Source organism: Actinoplanes italicus (assembly GCF_003001815.1).
In the GTDB taxonomy this organism is placed as follows: Bacteria; Actinomycetota; Actinomycetes; order Mycobacteriales; family Micromonosporaceae; genus Actinoplanes; species Actinoplanes italicus.
This window is the reverse complement of sequence record NZ_PVMZ01000009.1, coordinates 55,565-70,611: the sequence shown is the minus strand read 5'-3', so window position 1 is coordinate 70,611 and position 15,047 is coordinate 55,565. Positions and strand designations below refer to the sequence as shown.

Annotated in this window: 12 protein-coding genes; 5 read left to right on the top strand and 7 right to left on the bottom strand. The window is 71.2% G+C overall.

Annotation, left to right across the window (positions count from 1 at the left end; translation table 11 throughout):
• The first annotated feature begins 31 nt into the window (after positions 1–31).
• Both CLV67_RS22410 and CLV67_RS22405 read left to right on the top strand, forming a co-directional pair.
• A complete protein-coding gene (locus CLV67_RS22410) occupies positions 32–2,176 on the top strand; it encodes an ATP-binding protein (protein WP_239166436.1) in 2,145 nt (714 codons plus the stop codon).
• Positions 2,177–2,434: 258 nt separating this feature from the next.
• The gene (locus CLV67_RS22405; RefSeq protein WP_106321479.1) at positions 2,435–3,778 is read left to right on the top strand and encodes a glycosyltransferase family 39 protein; all 1,344 of its coding nucleotides are present in this window, start codon (positions 2,435–2,437) and stop codon (positions 3,776–3,778) included.
• On the opposite strand, the gene CLV67_RS22400 is transcribed toward CLV67_RS22405, so the two are convergent.
• Complete coding sequence (locus tag CLV67_RS22400) at positions 3,779–4,342, bottom strand: nucleoside/nucleotide kinase family protein (protein WP_239166435.1); 564 nt, start codon at positions 4,340–4,342, stop codon at positions 3,779–3,781.
• A 212-nt stretch (positions 4,343–4,554) separates the two neighbouring features.
• Here CLV67_RS22400 and CLV67_RS22395 point away from each other — a divergent pair, with 212 nt between their 5' ends.
• A complete protein-coding gene (locus tag CLV67_RS22395; RefSeq protein WP_170153958.1) occupies positions 4,555–5,514 on the top strand; it encodes a glycosyltransferase family 2 protein in 960 nt (319 codons plus the stop codon).
• A gap of 62 nt (positions 5,515–5,576) precedes the next feature.
• Here the strand turns inward: CLV67_RS22395 and CLV67_RS22390 are convergent, their stop codons facing one another.
• Both CLV67_RS22390 and CLV67_RS22385 read right to left on the bottom strand, forming a co-directional pair.
• Entirely contained in the window at positions 5,577–7,832 is a 2,256-nt protein-coding gene (locus tag CLV67_RS22390) for an FdhF/YdeP family oxidoreductase (RefSeq protein ID WP_106321475.1), read from the bottom strand.
• A gap of 191 nt (positions 7,833–8,023) precedes the next feature.
• On the bottom strand, positions 8,024–9,226 hold the full coding sequence (locus CLV67_RS22385; protein ID WP_106321473.1) for a DUF1444 domain-containing protein: 1,203 nt from the start codon (positions 9,224–9,226) through the stop codon (positions 8,024–8,026).
• A gap of 135 nt (positions 9,227–9,361) precedes the next feature.
• On the opposite strand from CLV67_RS22385, the gene CLV67_RS22380 reads away from it, so the two are divergent.
• On the top strand, positions 9,362–10,369 hold the full coding sequence (locus CLV67_RS22380) for an SDR family NAD(P)-dependent oxidoreductase (RefSeq protein ID WP_106321471.1): 1,008 nt from the start codon (positions 9,362–9,364) through the stop codon (positions 10,367–10,369).
• On the opposite strand, the gene CLV67_RS22375 is transcribed toward CLV67_RS22380, so the two are convergent.
• Positions 10,323–10,910 carry a TetR/AcrR family transcriptional regulator gene (locus CLV67_RS22375; RefSeq protein WP_106321469.1) on the bottom strand — a complete coding sequence of 196 codons (588 nt, stop codon included), beginning with the start codon at positions 10,908–10,910 and terminating at the stop codon, positions 10,323–10,325. The two genes, CLV67_RS22380 and CLV67_RS22375, sit on opposite strands and share 47 nt — an antisense overlap.
• A gap of 182 nt (positions 10,911–11,092) precedes the next feature.
• On the opposite strand from CLV67_RS22375, the gene CLV67_RS52005 reads away from it, so the two are divergent.
• A complete protein-coding gene (locus CLV67_RS52005) occupies positions 11,093–11,938 on the top strand; it encodes a hypothetical protein (RefSeq protein WP_170153957.1) in 846 nt (281 codons plus the stop codon).
• Positions 11,939–11,991: 53 nt separating this feature from the next.
• On the opposite strand, the gene CLV67_RS22360 is transcribed toward CLV67_RS52005, so the two are convergent.
• The 3 genes from CLV67_RS22360 to CLV67_RS22350 all read right to left on the bottom strand — a co-directional run bounded on the left by CLV67_RS22360 (position 11,992) and on the right by CLV67_RS22350 (position 15,012).
• Positions 11,992–12,288, bottom strand: coding sequence for a MoaD/ThiS family protein (locus tag CLV67_RS22360; RefSeq protein ID WP_106321467.1), 297 nt, complete (start codon positions 12,286–12,288; stop codon positions 11,992–11,994).
• Positions 12,285–13,400 carry a WD40/YVTN/BNR-like repeat-containing protein gene (locus tag CLV67_RS22355; protein WP_106321465.1) on the bottom strand — a complete coding sequence of 372 codons (1,116 nt, stop codon included), beginning with the start codon at positions 13,398–13,400 and terminating at the stop codon, positions 12,285–12,287. The genes CLV67_RS22360 and CLV67_RS22355 overlap by 4 nt, the downstream gene beginning before the upstream one ends.
• Before the next feature lie 91 nt (positions 13,401–13,491).
• Positions 13,492–15,012, bottom strand: coding sequence for a methyl-accepting chemotaxis protein (locus CLV67_RS22350; RefSeq protein ID WP_106321463.1), 1,521 nt, complete (start codon positions 15,010–15,012; stop codon positions 13,492–13,494).
• Positions 15,013–15,047 lie beyond the last annotated feature (35 nt).

The window sequence follows — 15,047 nt, the reverse complement described above, 5'->3', positions numbered from 1 at the left end:
GCGCACCACCTCCGCGCCCGATAGGGCAGGCGTGAGGAGGAAGCGGGCGGTCATCAGCGCGCTGGTGGCCGCGGTGGGATGCGGGATGACGCTGGCCGTCGGTATCGTGCTGGAACGGCACGAGGACATGAACGCCGAGGTCCAGATGGATCGCCGTACCGCCGCCGCGGCCGACTCGGTGCGCAGTGAGACGCAGCGTTATGTCGACATCCTGCGCACCACGGCAGCGGCCGCCGGGGCGCAGGATGTGCTCACCATGAGCGAGTACACGGCTCTCACCGCACCACTCAAATCGATGGACCTGGCGGGGGCGAGCACGATCGGGTTCGTCGTCCCGGCGGCGGACGACGGGGTGGGCGAGGTCCAGCAGCGCTGGCGGGAGCGCGGCCTGCCGGGGCTCACGCTGCAGCCGTACGGTCGCGGTGATCATGCCTTTTCGGTCTTCCTCACCCCGCTCGACGGCACCGCGATCACCCCCGGCATCGACCTGATGCGCTCCGCGGCGGCGTCCGCCGCGATGGCCGCCTCGCGCCGCAGCGGTGACGTGGCCGTCTCGGACACCTACCAGCTGCTGGTCGACCAGTCGTTGCCCCCGGAGCGGCGGCAGAACTCGTTCGTGCTGAGCGCGCCGGTGTACCAGGGTCCGGAGCGGCGATTCCTGGCCTGGGTCGTGCTCGGTGTCCGCGGTCAGGACTTCATGGGCGGAACCCTGGCGCAGGCCGGGCAGAACCTGCTGGATCTGGCGCTGCGCGCCGACGATCCGGAGCGGCGGGAGGTCACCGTCGCCTCGTTGCGCGCGGCGGTCGAGGGCGAGCGCGATCGGAGTCGTACGGTCAAGGTCGCCGTCGCCGACGGCACCTGGACCCTGCACCTGGCGGCCGTTGGTGATCGGCTGCCCGGGGCGGCCAGCGGTCTGCCGTCGGCGGTGGCGGCCGGTGGGCTGAGCCTGACGCTGCTACTCACGATCCTGGTGTGGGTGCTGGTCAACGGGCGGGAGCGGGCCGAGGCGAGGGTCCGGCAGGCCACCGCCGAGCTGCTGGCCGGTGAGGAGGCGTCCCGCCGGCAGGCCCGGCTGCTGGGCGCGGTACTCGACGGGATCAGCGACGGGGTGGGAGTGGTCGGCCCGGACGGACGGTTCCTGCTGCACAATCCGGCGGCGCGGCGGATCCTCGGGAAGGACGGTGAGGCCGTGGGGCCGGACGGCTGGCCGGAGCACTTCGGGTTGTTCCGGCTCGACGGGGTGACCCCGTATCCCGTGGAGGAACTGCCGCTGACCCGGGCCATGAACGGCGAGGACAGCGACCAGGTGGAAATGACGGTCCGGAACCGGGCGCACCCGGATGGCCTGGTGATCAGCGTGTCGGCACGGCCGTTGGACACAACGGCCGGGCAGCGCGGCGCGGTGGCGGTCTTCCACGACATCACCGACCGCAAGCACGTGGAGAACGAGCTGCGCGGGTTCGCCGGGGTGGTGGCGCACGACCTGAAGGCACCGCTCGCGGCCGTACACGGATACGCCGAGCTGATCATCGAGGAGCTGAACGACCCGGACGCCGGGCCGGACGCGGTCGCCGACGCGCTGCGCAGCGCCCGGAAGGTGATCGGCGGCGCGGACCGCATGCAGACACTGATCACCGAGTTGCTGGACTATACGGCGGCCCGCGACGCGACGATGCGGATCGACGACCTCAGCCTGCGTGAGCTGGTGGACGACGTGGTGACGACCAGGACCGACGCGCCCGGCTCGGAGACCGGACGCCCGGACGTGTTCGTCGGCGCGCTGCCGCGCATCCGGGGTGACCGGGTGCTGCTGCGTCAGGTGCTGGACAACCTGGTGGGCAACGCGATCAAGTACACACCGCCGGGTCAGTCGCCGCGGATCGACGTGACGGCGAAGGTGGACGGACCGGGGACGGTCCGGGTGCAGGTGGCGGACCGGGGCATCGGCATCCCGGACGGGGAGCACGCCGCGGTGTTCGACAGTTTCCACCGGGCGAGCAACGGCACCGGCATGCCCGGAACCGGCCTCGGCCTGGCGATCTGCCGCAGGATCGTGGAGCGCCACGGCGGCCGGATCGAGGCCCGGCCGAACCCGGGCGGCGGCACCATCTTCGTCTTCACGGTGCCCGAGGCATCGACCGATCCCGCACTGTGCGAGAACGTGCACATGTTCTGACGTCAGCCGGCACGGTCTGCACCGGCCGGCACGAGGCCATAGCGGAGCTGGCCGGACGGGTCAGGCTGCGGCCCGCCGACGGCTCCGGAACGTTCACCCCGCGTTCCCTCCCGCGCCCCACGCCGTCCCTAGGCTGGGCGGCTGGAGAAGACCGCGTACGGGAGAAGAACGATCACCGCACCGAGCCCTGCCCGGACCACCGTCCGGTGGCTGCATCCGCTGACGTGGCTCCTTCCGCCGCTGGTCACGTACCTGCTCGTGAACTGGCGGCTGACCGGGCCGTCGCTCTGGGCCGACGAACTGGCGACCTGGGGCGCGGTCCGGCTCGACGGGGAGCAGTTACGGCTGCTCAGTGGCACGGTGGACGCGGTGCTCACCCCGTACTACATGGCTCTGAAGTACTTCTCCGGTCATGCCGGGACCGATGCGCACGCCCTCCGCCTGCCCTCTCTGATCGCGGTCACCGGGACCGCCGCGGTGGTCGCGCTGATCGGCCGCCGCGCCGGTGGACATGTCACCGGACTGCTCGCCGGACTGCTCTTCGCGGTGCTGCCGGTCACCTCCCGCTACGGGCAGGAGGCGCGGCCGTACGCGATCGCCATGCTCTTCGCGGCCCTCGCCCTGCTCGCGCTGATCCTGCTGCTGGAACGCCCGACCGTGGTCCGCGCCGCCGCCTACGCGGCCGCCGTGGCCGTCACCGGCGTCTTCCATCCGCTCAGCGCGCTGATCATGGTCGCCGGACACGCGCTCGCCGGCTGGCGGGCGTGGCGCGCCTGGCCGCCCGCCGCCCTGCTCGGCGCCGTGCCCGCGGCCCTGCTGCTGCACGACGCGAGCGATCAGGCCGGACAGATCTCGTGGATCAGCCGGGCCGGTACGCACACCGTGCGCCTGCTGCCCGAGCAGCTCTTCATATCGGCGGTCGTCGGAGGTCTGGTCCTCGGTCTCGCGGTGGCCGGGGTGCGCCGTGACCGGGCGGGACGGGCGCTCGCCGCGGCCGGTCTCGCGCCGCCCGCCCTGCTGCTCACGGCCGGTGCCTTCACCGAGATCTGGGTGCCGCGTTACGTACTGATCGCGGTGCCGGCGCTGGTCGTGCTGGCCGTTCTCGGCGCGGCCCGGGCCGGCCGGCCGCACGCCGCCGTGGTCGTCGCGCTGGCCGTGTTCCTCGGCAACCCCGCCCAGCTGGAGATCCGCCGCCCGGACGGCCACGGCCAGGACTCGGCCCGGATCGCCGAGATCATCGGTCCCCGTTACCGGCCCGGCGACGCGGCCGTCTTCCCCGAGGGCCCGTCCAGCATCGGCTGGGCGGCCCGTGACCTCTACCAGTACTACCTGCCGGAGCCGCGGCCCGCCGACGTCCTGGCGGTCACCGGCCAGCGGGTCGACGGTGTCTTCCTGGCCGTGGAATGCCCGGACGCCACCTGTCTCGGCACGCCACCACGCATCTGGATCATCCGGACCGACCGAGCCACCGACCCGGTCGAGAACATGTCCGAGGCCAAGCGCGACCGCATCCTGACCGGTTACCGGACCGTCGAACGCTGGAACCACCGCCTGCTCAACATCACCCTGATGGAACGCCGCCCGCCGCGACGACCTCGGTGATCACCGTGCGGGGTTGCCGAGGATCAGACCGGCCGCCTCGCGGACCTGGTCGGCGGCGTAGTAGGCCTCCTCCTGACGCGCCCATCGTGCCCAGTGCGGGGCGTAGGTCTGACCGTCCCGGGCGAGGGCGCGCTCCTTGCGGACCGCGTCGAGGGCTTCGATCCAGACAACCCCGCTGAGGTACGGACGAAGCACGCGTGCACCCGAGCCGACCCCCTCGACGAGCAGCCAGTCGCTGTCGGGCACCCGGTGCTCCTCGGCATAGGCGCCAGTCGTCCAGTCCCAGCGCTGCCAGACGGCCGGACGCCCCTCGGCCAGCGGGAGGAGCACCCGGTCGTGCAGGGTGGTCACCCCGTCGCGCAGGCCGTCCCAGCCGGCGTAGAGGTCGTCCATGTGCAGCAGCGGGGCGCCGAGACCGGTGGCGACGGCCCGGGCCAGCGTGGTCTTGCCGGATCCGGAGCGGCCCTCGACGGCGACGACCCGGCGCGGGCAGGCGGACGGTCGCAGGCCGGCGGCCCAGGCGAGCACGCTCCGTGTCTGCTCCTGCGGCCACTCAGCGTTCATGGTTGCCATTGTCCGTTCCGGGGGCGAGGCGTCTCACACTGTTGCGATCCCCCGTTCGCGAAATGCACAGGTCAATCACAGGAACCTCGGCCAAGCTTCGCTCTCCGGGCCGTGACGTGCCGGAATGCCGTTCGACAGCACTGCCGACCCCACCCGTTCCCGCACATCGCGCCCCCACAGCATCATGCGCCGACGCCACCAGGAGCACCCGGTTGGACCCCATCGTCAGCAACGAAGTCAGCATCGTCATCCCTACCCACAGTGAGCGAAGGTGGTACTCGCTCACGCGTACGATCGGCTCCGCCCGTCTGCAGACACACCCCGCCACGGAGATCGTGGTCGTGGTGGACCACAACCCGGAGATGGCCGAGCGGGTACGCCGTGACTTCCCGGACGTGACCGTTCTGGAGAACGCCTACGCACGCGGCGCCTCGGGGAACCGCAACACCGGGGCGTTCCACACCCGTACGCCGTTCATCGCGTTCCTCGACGACGACACCGTGGCCAGCCCGGACTGGCTCGCCCGGCAGCTGGCGCCGTTCGCCGACCCGGCGGTGGTCGGCACCGGCGGCGGCATCGTCCCGGCCTGGGCCGGGATCCGGCCGACGTGGATGCCGGACGAGCTGCTGTGGGCGGTCGGAGTCTCGTACACCGGCATGCCCACGCGGACCGCCCCGATCCGCAACGTCTGGTCGGCGAACATGATCGTGCGGCGGGACGCGTTCCTCGCCGTCGGCGGGTTCCGTACCGGGTTCGGCAAGGTCGGCGATCAGAACCGTCCCGAGGACACCGAGCTGTGCCTGCGGATGAGCTCGGCCTCCGGCGGCCGCTGGATGTACGTGCCGCACGCCACGATCGACCACGAGGTGCCGGCCGAGCGGTCGACGTTCGGGTTCCTGATGCGCCGCTGCTATGCCGAGGGCCGGGGCAAGGTCCAGATGGCCGGGCTGCTGCCGAAGGAGCAGGAACTGGGCGCGGAGAAGGACTACCTGCGGCGCACCCTGCCGCGGGCGGTGGCCCGCAACCTGGTCCGCGCGGGCGCCGGGCGGGGCGGTTACCACGCGCTGCGGGCCGCGACCGTGGTCGCGGCCGTGCTCGCCGCCGCCTGGGGCGGCGGCGTCGAGACGCTGGCCGCGGTCTTCGAGAGCACCGCCCACGACGGCACCCTGTGACCGGCTGTGCCTCACCGCTGTCTCAGCGGCGCTGAGACAGCGGTGAGGCACAGCCGGAAAAATCAGCGTTCCAGGCGGATCTGGACCCACTTGGAGGTGGGGGTGCCGCTCTCCTCGGCCTGCGAGTCGAGCGGCACCAGCGGATTCGTCTCCGGGTAGTACGCGGCCACGCAGCCCTTCGGCGTGTCGTACTCGACCAGGCGGAACCGCGGCGCCCGGCGCTCGACGCCGTCTGTCCACTCCGACACCAGGTCGACCATGTCGCCGTCGGCGAAGCCGAGCTCCGCCAGGTCGGCCGCGCTGATGAACACGACCCGGCGGCCGGAGCGAATGCCGCGGTAGCGGTCGTCGAGCCCGTAGATCGTGGTGTTGAACTGGTCGTGGCTGCGCACGGTCTGCAGGATCAGCCGCCCCTCCGGCACGGTCATCACCTCGAGCGGGCTGACCGTGAACACGGCCCGGCCCTCGCGTGTGGGGAACGTACGGGAGTCGCGCGGCGGATGCGGCATGGTGAACCCGCCGCCCCGGATCTTCGCGGCGTAGTCGTCGCAGCCCGGCACGACCCGGCCGATCCGTTCCCGGATCTCCTCGTAGTCGCCGGCGAACCCGGCCCACGGGATGCCGTGGGTGTCGCCGAGGGCAGCGGCCGCGATCCCGCAGACGATGTCGACCTCGGACCGCAGCAGCGGGCCCACCGGTTCGGAGCGCCCGCGGGAGGCGTGCACCGCCGACATCGAGTCCTCGACGGTGACCCGCTGGACCCGGCCGCCGGTCAGGTCCTGTTCGGTGCGGCCCAGGGTGGGCAGGATCAGCGCGGTCCGCCCGGCCTCGACGTGACTGCGGTTGAGTTTGGTGGAGATCTGCACGGTCAGCGCCGCGTTGCGCATCGCCGCGGCGGTCACCTCGGTGTCGGACATGGCACTGACGAAGTTGCCGCCGAGCGCCACGAACACCCTGGCCCGCCCGTCGCGGAAGGCCCGGACCGTGTCGGCCGCGTCGTGGCCGTGCTCGCGGGGCGGCTCGAACCCGAACTCGTCGCGCAGCCGGTCCAGGAAGGCGGCCGGCGGCCTCTCCCAGATGCCCATGCTCCGGTCGCCCTGCACGTTGGAGTGGCCGCGCACCGGGCACAGGCCCGCGCCCGGCTTGCCGATCATGCCCTGGAGCAAGGCGACGTTGACGAACTCCTTGATCGTGGCGACGGCGTTGCGGTGCTGGGTGATACCCATCGCCCAGCAGTGCACGATCCGTTGCGACGAGGCCAGCATGTCGGCGGCGGCCTCGATCTCCTCCCAGCTCAGGCCGGTGGCAGCGAGTACCTGGTCGCGGTCGATGCCGGCGACGTGCTCGGCCCACTCGTCGAACCCGACGGTGGACGACGCGATGAACTCCTTGTCGGCCACGCCGCGGGCCAGCAGCAGATGCCCGAGGGCCTGCCACAGCGCCAGGTCGCCGTTGGAGCGGATGCGCAGCAGGCGGTCGGCCAGCGGGGTGCCGCGCCCGGCCAGGCCGCGGACGTTCTGCGGGTTGTCGAAGCGGATCAGCCCCGCCTCCGGCAGCGGGTTGATCGCCAGGATCTTGGCGCCGTCCCGCTTGGCGATCTCCAGGGCGGTCAGCATGCGCGGGTGGTTGGTGCCCGGGTTCTGCCCGGAGACCACGATCAGATCGGCGGAGTGCAGGTCTTCCAGGGTGACCGAGCCCTTGCCGATGCCGATGGTGCGCATCAGCGCCGTGCCGGTCGACTCGTGGCACATGTTGGAGCAGTCCGGCAGGTTGTTGGTGCCGAACGCCCGGGCCAGCAGCTGGTAGACGAACGCGGCCTCGTTGCTGGCCCGCCCGGAGGTGTAGAAGGCCGCCTCGTCCGGGCTGTCGAGGTCTTTCAGGAACGAGCCGACCAGCGCGAACGCGTCGTCCCAGGAGATCGGTTCGTAGTGGGTGCCGCCGTCGCGCCGGACCATCGGGTGGGTGAGGCGGCCCTGTTTCTCCAGCCAGTGGTCGGTCTGCCCGGCCAGGTCGGCGATCGGGTGGGCGGCGAAGAACTCCGGGCCGACGGTGTCGCGCTGGCCCTCCCAGGCGACGGCCTTGGCCCCGTTCTCACAGAACTCGGCGGTGTGCCGTTTGCCGGACGGGTCGGGCCAGGCACAGCTCATGCAGTCGACGCCGTCGTGCTGGTTCAGCACGGCCAGGTTGCGGGCGGTCTTCTTGACACCCATCTTGCGTACGGCGTTCGCCAGGCTCAGGCGCACCGCTTCCAGTCCGGCCGCATGGTCGGCCGGCGGCCCCACACGCAGGTGGGCCTCCTCCTCGTCGAAGGCTGCCATTCCGACCTCCCGGGTCACGGCCGTACGTCGCTGGACAGTCTCTCCTGACGAGCGTGCGCCCCACCGCGCGGTATCGGCAAACTCGGTGAACCTTTTCCAACCTGACATCGGGTTCCCACCTGACATCGGGCCGAGCCCGCCGGGTTCGTCGACCGCCGCCGGGCCCGAAGCCCACGCCACGTTGAGGAAGTTCAGTCGACGTGATGTTCACGGAGCAGGGCGAGAACCTCCGGGCCCGGCCAGCCGACGACCCGGTAGCGGACCGGCACGAGCAGCGGCTCCGCGACGAGACCGGTGTGCTCCTCGGCGATCTGCCAGGGCACCCGGAACTCGACGCCGGAGTCCGCACGGGCGAAGGCGATCGAGTCGGCCCTCGGCAGCAGCGACTCGATCCCGTCGGTCCACGTGGCGATGGTCTCTGCCGGAGCACCCTCGACGGGTTCGACGGCGATCAGGTTACCGATGTGGACTTCGACACCGGCCTTCGCGTACTGGGCGGACAGCCACTCGGTCTGGTTCGAGTACTCGGTGAGGGCCAGGACCGCGGCGGCGCGGCGGGCCGGGACGTGGTGCGGGTGGCCGGACGGCGGGGTGTACGGCACGGCCCGCCCCTGCGGACCGGCGACGTAACCGACCGGCGACAGGTAACGGACCGCCTCGCCGAAGCTGTGCTCGACGATCGCGTAGATCTGCTCGAGGCCGCCCTCCGGGAGCGGGGCGACCAGCAGCGTGTTGTTGTCCGGGGCGAAGGCGATGGCCGGGCCCCCCATCCGTTCGCTCACCTCGGCCAGCCAGCCGGGCGACAGCAGCAGCGAGGTGTAGTAGCCGTCGCCGTCGTCGAACATGCTCACCGCGGCGCCGTCGCGCCACTCCCGGTCGAAGCTGGCACGAGCGATGGCGGCCAGGTTCTCCCGGGCGACCGCGAACACCTCGTCGACCTCGACGCCCCACTCGTCGGCCCGGTCCGGCAGGACATAGGCCATCGCGTCGGGCGCGTCGATGACGACCAGCTCGCGCAGGAACGGCATGGCCGGACGGGACAGCGGCGGGCGCATCCCCGCCGGGCCGGCCGCGCCGAACGTCACCGGACGCACGACGGGGCGCAGCTTCGGGCGTACCGTCTCCCAATCGTCCTCCGGCATCGGCGCCATGAGCCGCAGCAGTTTCTCGAGCCGTTCCCGGCGTTCCGCCGGGGTGGCGTCGGCGGTCTCGCGGAAGACGTTGGCGAGATAGAGGTGGGCCGGGCCGTCGGCTCCGGTCCGGTGGATGGCGATGGCGAACTCGTCCGGTTCGTAGACGGCGCGCTCGACGCCCGGGGTGCGCCGGGCCACCCGGAGAGCGAGCTGGGCGAACCGGCGGCGCGGCGAGCCGGCGAACCTGTCCAGCAATCCCATCAGTGGACCCTAACGGACCCCGGTGCCCCGGCGTCCTCCGGTGAAGGCGGCGGGTTACGCCACGGCCGGAAGTAAACTAAGTTCACTTCCGGTCCCCGCACTCCCGGCGAACCTCCCCGACGAAGGGAATCTCAGATGGCGAACCCCAAGCCGTTGACCGCCGCCAGCTCCATCGGCGAGTGGCTGGATCACCCCGAGGGTGGCCCGGCACTGGGCGAGCTGCTCGCCGCCGGCGGCGCGGACCCGTCGATGCTGGCGCCGATCCGGAGCCTGCCGCTGCAGCAGATGGTCGAGCTCAGCCAGGGCAAGGTGCCGCAGGCCGTGGTCGACGAGCTGGTGCTGCGGGTCAACGGCGGGGTCGCCCCTGCCGAGACGGACACCGGCGGGTGGCGGGAGCGGATCGTCGCCGGGCGTTTCGACGGCCGGACCGTGATCGTCACCGGCGCCGCCTCGGGCATCGGCCGGGCCACCGCCTCGCGCATCGTCCGCGAGGGCGGCCGGGTGATCGGCGTCGACATCACCGCCGGCAAGCTCAAGGAGGCCGCGGCCGAGCTGGGCGGATCGTTCGTCGCGGTCACCGCCGACATCACCGACACCGGCGACGTGGCCCGGATCGTGACCGCCGCCGGGGACCGCATCGACGGGCTCGCCAACGTGGCCGGGGTGGTCGACGACTTCAGCCCGATCCACGAGACCTCGGACGCGGTCTGGGAGAAGGTCTTCGCGGTCAACGTCGACGGGCTGTTCCGCCTGACCCGCGCGGTCGTCCCGGCCATGCTGGCGGCAAACCGGGGCTCGATCGTGAACATCGCCTCCGAGGCCGGGCTGCGGGGCAACGCGGCCGGCGTCGCCTACACCGCGTCCAAGCACGCGGTCATCGGCATCACCAAGAACATCGCCTTCATGTACGGGCAGCAGGGCATCCGTACCAACGCGGTGGCTCCCGGCGGTGTCGCCACGGGGATGGCGCCGGCGAACCAGTCGGCGTTCGGGCGCGGGCGGACCGGGCCGTTCCTGCAGCTCATCCCGGGGGTGGCGCTCGCCGAGCACCTGGCCGCGTCGATCACCTTCCTGCTGAGCGACGACGGCGTGAACCTCAACGGGGTGGTGCTGCCGTCGGACGGTGGCTGGTCGGTCCAGTAGGACCCGCGAGGGCCTGCTGGAGCAGCGCGCCGTAGTGGGCGATCAGCTCGCCGCGGTCCGCCTTCACCAGGCCCTCGTCCTCGACCACCCAGAGCGCGTAGAGCAGACCGCCGACCAGCGCGGCCGCGATCCGTGCCCGTACATCGGCATCGGGCCCTTCGAGGCGGGCCCGCACCGGCTCGACGAAAGTGCGCTCGTGGACGGCCTGCAGCCGGGCCCGGATCTGCGCCTCGTTACTGCCGCGCACCAGCGCCAGATAGACGCCGCGGATGTCGTCGTCGGAGAGCAGCACCTCGACGAAACGCTCCCCGAAGCGCTCGAGCGGTACGTCCAGCAGCGGCTCGTCGTCGATGGTGAACTGCATGGTGTCCAGGAAGAGCAGTTCCTTGGTACCGAAGTGGCGGATCACCAATGCCGGGTTCGTCACCGCTTGAGCAGCGATGTCACGAACCGAGGTCCGCGCGAAACCTCGCTCCCGGAACAGACGTGCGGCCGCGGCACGAATCTCCTGGCGGGTCGCCTCGCCACTGCGCCTCACCATGCCCCCGATCGTAGGCCGCCCGGCGGCCCACAGGCCTCGCGCGGCGACTCCAGCCACGTTCGAGTGGCCCCTAGGGGCCAGAGAAGACCCGGTTCGATCGGGTTCCTGCGAACTCCACCCCGCCTTTCCGGACGTCGTGCTCAGCTATGCGGGACACAGCCGACATTTCGGAAAGGTCAGACATGCGAAAGTCTACTCGAGGATTGATCACGGTCTGCGCCGGTCTCGTGGCCGGAGCCGCCTTCGGCGCGACCCCGGCGATGGCCGGGCCCGGATGGTGGCCGCCCGGACACGTGGCCGGCTACTACGGCTCGTTCGGCGACTGTACGTCCTACGCGTCGACCCTGGTGCTCTGGGATGACGACTACGACTGTGACTACTGGCCACAGAGGGTTGCCACGCCCTATGCCCTGGTGATCCAGAGACCGGTTCTCATTCCGCAGCCGATCGTCGTCACCCAGCCGGACCACCACGAGGACGACGATGACTACGACTACCAGAAGCCGGTCGACCAGCCGGTGAAGCAGCCTCCGACCACCACTCCGCCGCCGGCCGCGGAGCAGCCGGTCGTGGAGGAGCCGCCCGGGAACGCCCAGGCCATGATCCCGGCCGACAAGGACAAGACCGTCACGAGCGTCAAGGCGATCAAGTCGACGCCGGCGATCAAGTCGGTCCCGGCGATCAAGTCCGTTCCGGCGGTCAAGGGGAACCCGGCGATCAAGTCGATCGACTCGCCGCCGGCGGTCAAGGCCGTGAAGCCCGCCAAGCCCGCCAAGCCCGCCAAGCCCGCCAAGCCCGCCAAACACGGCATGGCGCATACGACGGTCAAGGACCAGGTGACGGTCAACGCCATGTCCGACGAGACCTACGCCGACGAGCAGTGCGTCGACGTGGTGGCCACCTGCACCGACGTCTCGGTCGTCGCGGTCGCGCCGGTCGTCCCGGTCGTTCCGGTGGTTCCCACCGTCCCGGTGGTCCCGGTCGTCCACCACCCGTTCGGTGGCGCCTGGCACCACCCCTGGTTCTGATCGAACGAGACGGATCCGCGGCGGCCGGGCGATGCCCGGCCGCCGTACGTAACTCAGCCCCCGGCCATCGCCCCCACCACCAGGAACGGCTCCTCGCCCTTGACCACCCGGTCGGGCAGCGGCTCGTCCGGTGAGTCGTTGGAGAGGTCCTCCTCGCAGGCGAAGAAGCGGACCAGGGCCCGCCGCTTGCCGGTCGCCCGGTCGCGCATGGTGCCGCGCAGCATCGGGAACCGTTCCTCCACCGCGTCGAGCACGTGCCGCTGGGTCACCTCCCCGGCCACCTCGACCCGCACCTCGCCGGTGACGTGCGCGAGCGTGCGCAGGTGCGGTGGGAGGACTACGCGGATCACGGCAGCACCAGCGCTTCCACCGAACAGATCGGCGGCAGGTCGCTGACCAGTGCCTTCCAGGTGTCGCCGCTGTCCGCCGACCCGTACACCTGACCGGCGCTGGTGCCGAAGTAGATGCCGCACTCGTCGAGCGTGTCCACCGCCATGGCGTCGCGCAGCACGTTGACGTAGCAGTGCTCCTGCGGCAGCCCCACGGTCAGCGGCTCCCACTGCTCGCCGCCGGTACGGCTGCGGTAGACGCGCAACTTACCGTCCATCACGTAGTGCAGCGAGTCGCTGGTGATCGGTACGACGTAGATCGTCTCCGGCTCGTGGGCGTGCACCGCGATCGGGAAGCCGAAGTCGGTCGGCAGGTCACCGCTGATCTCCCGCCAGTTGTCGCCGGCGTCGTCGGTGCGCATGACGTCCCAGTGCTTCTGCATGAACAGGGTGTCCGGACGGGACGGATGCTGGGCGATGCGGTGCACGCAGTGGCCCACCTCGGCGTCCGGATCGGGGATGCCCTCGCTCTGCAGGCCACGGTTGATCGGCTGCCAGGTGACGCCGCCGTCATCGGTACGGAACGCTCCCGCCGCGGAGATGGCCACGAAGATCCGATCCGGGTCGACCGGGTCGAGGATGATCGTGTGCAGGCACATGCCCCCGGCGCCGGGCTGCCACTTCGGGGCCGACGCGTGGGTACGCAGGCCGGTCAGCTCCACCCACTTCTGCCCGCCGTCGGTGCTCTTGTACAGTGCCGCGTCCTCGGCGCCGGCGTAGACGACGTCGAGTTCGGTGCGCGACGGCTCCAGGTGCCAGATCCGCTTGAACTCCCACGGGCGCGGGGTGCCGTCGTACCAGAGATGGTCGCCGACCTCGCCGCTGTAGGCGAAGTCGTGGTCGACCTGCTGCCACGTCGCCCCGCCGTCGTCGGACCGCTGTATCAGCTGACCGAACCAGCCGCCCGACTGCGATACGTAGATCCGGTCGGGATCCACCGGTGAGCCGTTGGCGTGGTAGATCTCCCAGCCGCCGAAGTGCGGGCCGTCCACCTTCCAGTCACGCCGGGACGCATCCGAGGTCAGGATGAACAGTCCCTTCCGGGTCCCGACCAGCAATCGAACACCGCTCATGTGCACTCCCCTCGAGAAAGGCATACAGACGCATCATGATGTGCTCTGCGTCACCCTGGGGAGTCTAGGACGAATGTTCGATCGGAAGGGGTCAACCCTGTAGCGCACGTGCCATTTCGGCCTGCTCGGCGAGCACGTCGTTCATCCGCGCCTGCACGGCGTCCATCCTGCCGATCGTCTCGCTCGTGGTGTGGATGCCGGCGGCGACGGTCTCTGCGCTGGCCTGGATGCCGGCGATCTGGTCGGCCACCTTCTGGGTCGCCTCGGCGGTCTCCCTGGCCAGCTCCTTGACCTCGCCGGCGACGACCGCGAAGCCTTTGCCGGACTCCCCGGCGCGGGCCGCCTCGATGGTCGCGTTGAGCGCCAGCAGGTTCGTCTGCTCGGCGATCGACGAGATGATCTTGATGACGTCGCCGATCGCGTTGGACGCCTGACCCAGCGCCGCCACCTCGGCGGTCATCGCCGAGGCCCGGCTCACCGCCTGCTCGGCGACCGTGGTCGCGTCGTCACTCGCGCTGCGCAGCCGCTGGACCGTGTCGAGCAGGTCGCGGGCGTTGGCGGAGGCCCGCTCCGTGCCGCGCACCACGTCGAGCCGCTGCGACACCAACTGCTGCACATTGCGCAGCGCGGCCGCCCGGGACTCGGACAGGTCGATGTACTCGGTGGTGAAGAAGTCCATGGTGCCGACGATCCGGTCGCCGCTCATGATCGGGAAGCAGACGCCGGAACGCACCCCGGCCCGCTGCGCGGCGGGTGCCCGTACACAGTCGGTGACCTCCGCGAGGTCCCGGACGAAGACCAGATCCCTGGCCCGCCAGGCCCGGCCGGACAGACCGACGCCCTCGGCGAACTCGGCGGCCAGGGTGACCCGGCGGAACTCGTCACCGGCCGACCCCGACTCCAGGTGGAACTTGAGCACGTTCAGGTTCGCGTCGATCTCCCAGTACGAGCCGTACGCCCAGCCGAACGCCGTCCGCACCGCGTCCAGCGCGGACCGGATCGTGGTCTGGCTGTCCGACGCCGCACCGACCCGGCTCACGACCGTGGTCACCGCCTCCCGGTCGTTGGCCACCTGTCGCAGCTCGGCGGCGGCCACAGCGCTGGTCCGGGCCCGCTCGGCGACCCGGATGATGGCCGCGAACTTCTCCTGCCGGGAACTGTCGGCGTAGACCGGCGCCGGCGAGTAGTACTCGAACACCGCGAGCACCTCGGTGCCCTTGTGCACCGGCAGCACGACCGCCGCGACCATGCCGGCCCGGGCAGCGGCCTGCCAGCGGCGGCAGCCGGTAGTGCTCTCCGGATCCTCCTCGAACACCGCGGTCCGGCTGCGGAAGGCCCGCGCAACCAGCTCGGCCTCGGCCACGGCGGCCAGCTGTGCCCGCAGCTCACCGCACTCGTGCAGCACCCGCATCCGGCCGCCGCCGTCCGGCACCCAGACCGCGCCGTACCCGAACTTGTGGAACTTGACCGTGCTCTCCACGGTGATCCGCCAGGCACTGTCCTCGTCGGTGGCCGCGTCGAGAGCCAGCACCAGCTGCTCCAGCGCCTCCACCTCACGCGGGGTCGGGCGCTCCGCCTCGGGACCGGCCGCCCGGGAACCGAAAAGCCGCATGGGGGTTCTCCTTAACCGAGGCGGGGCACGTCAAC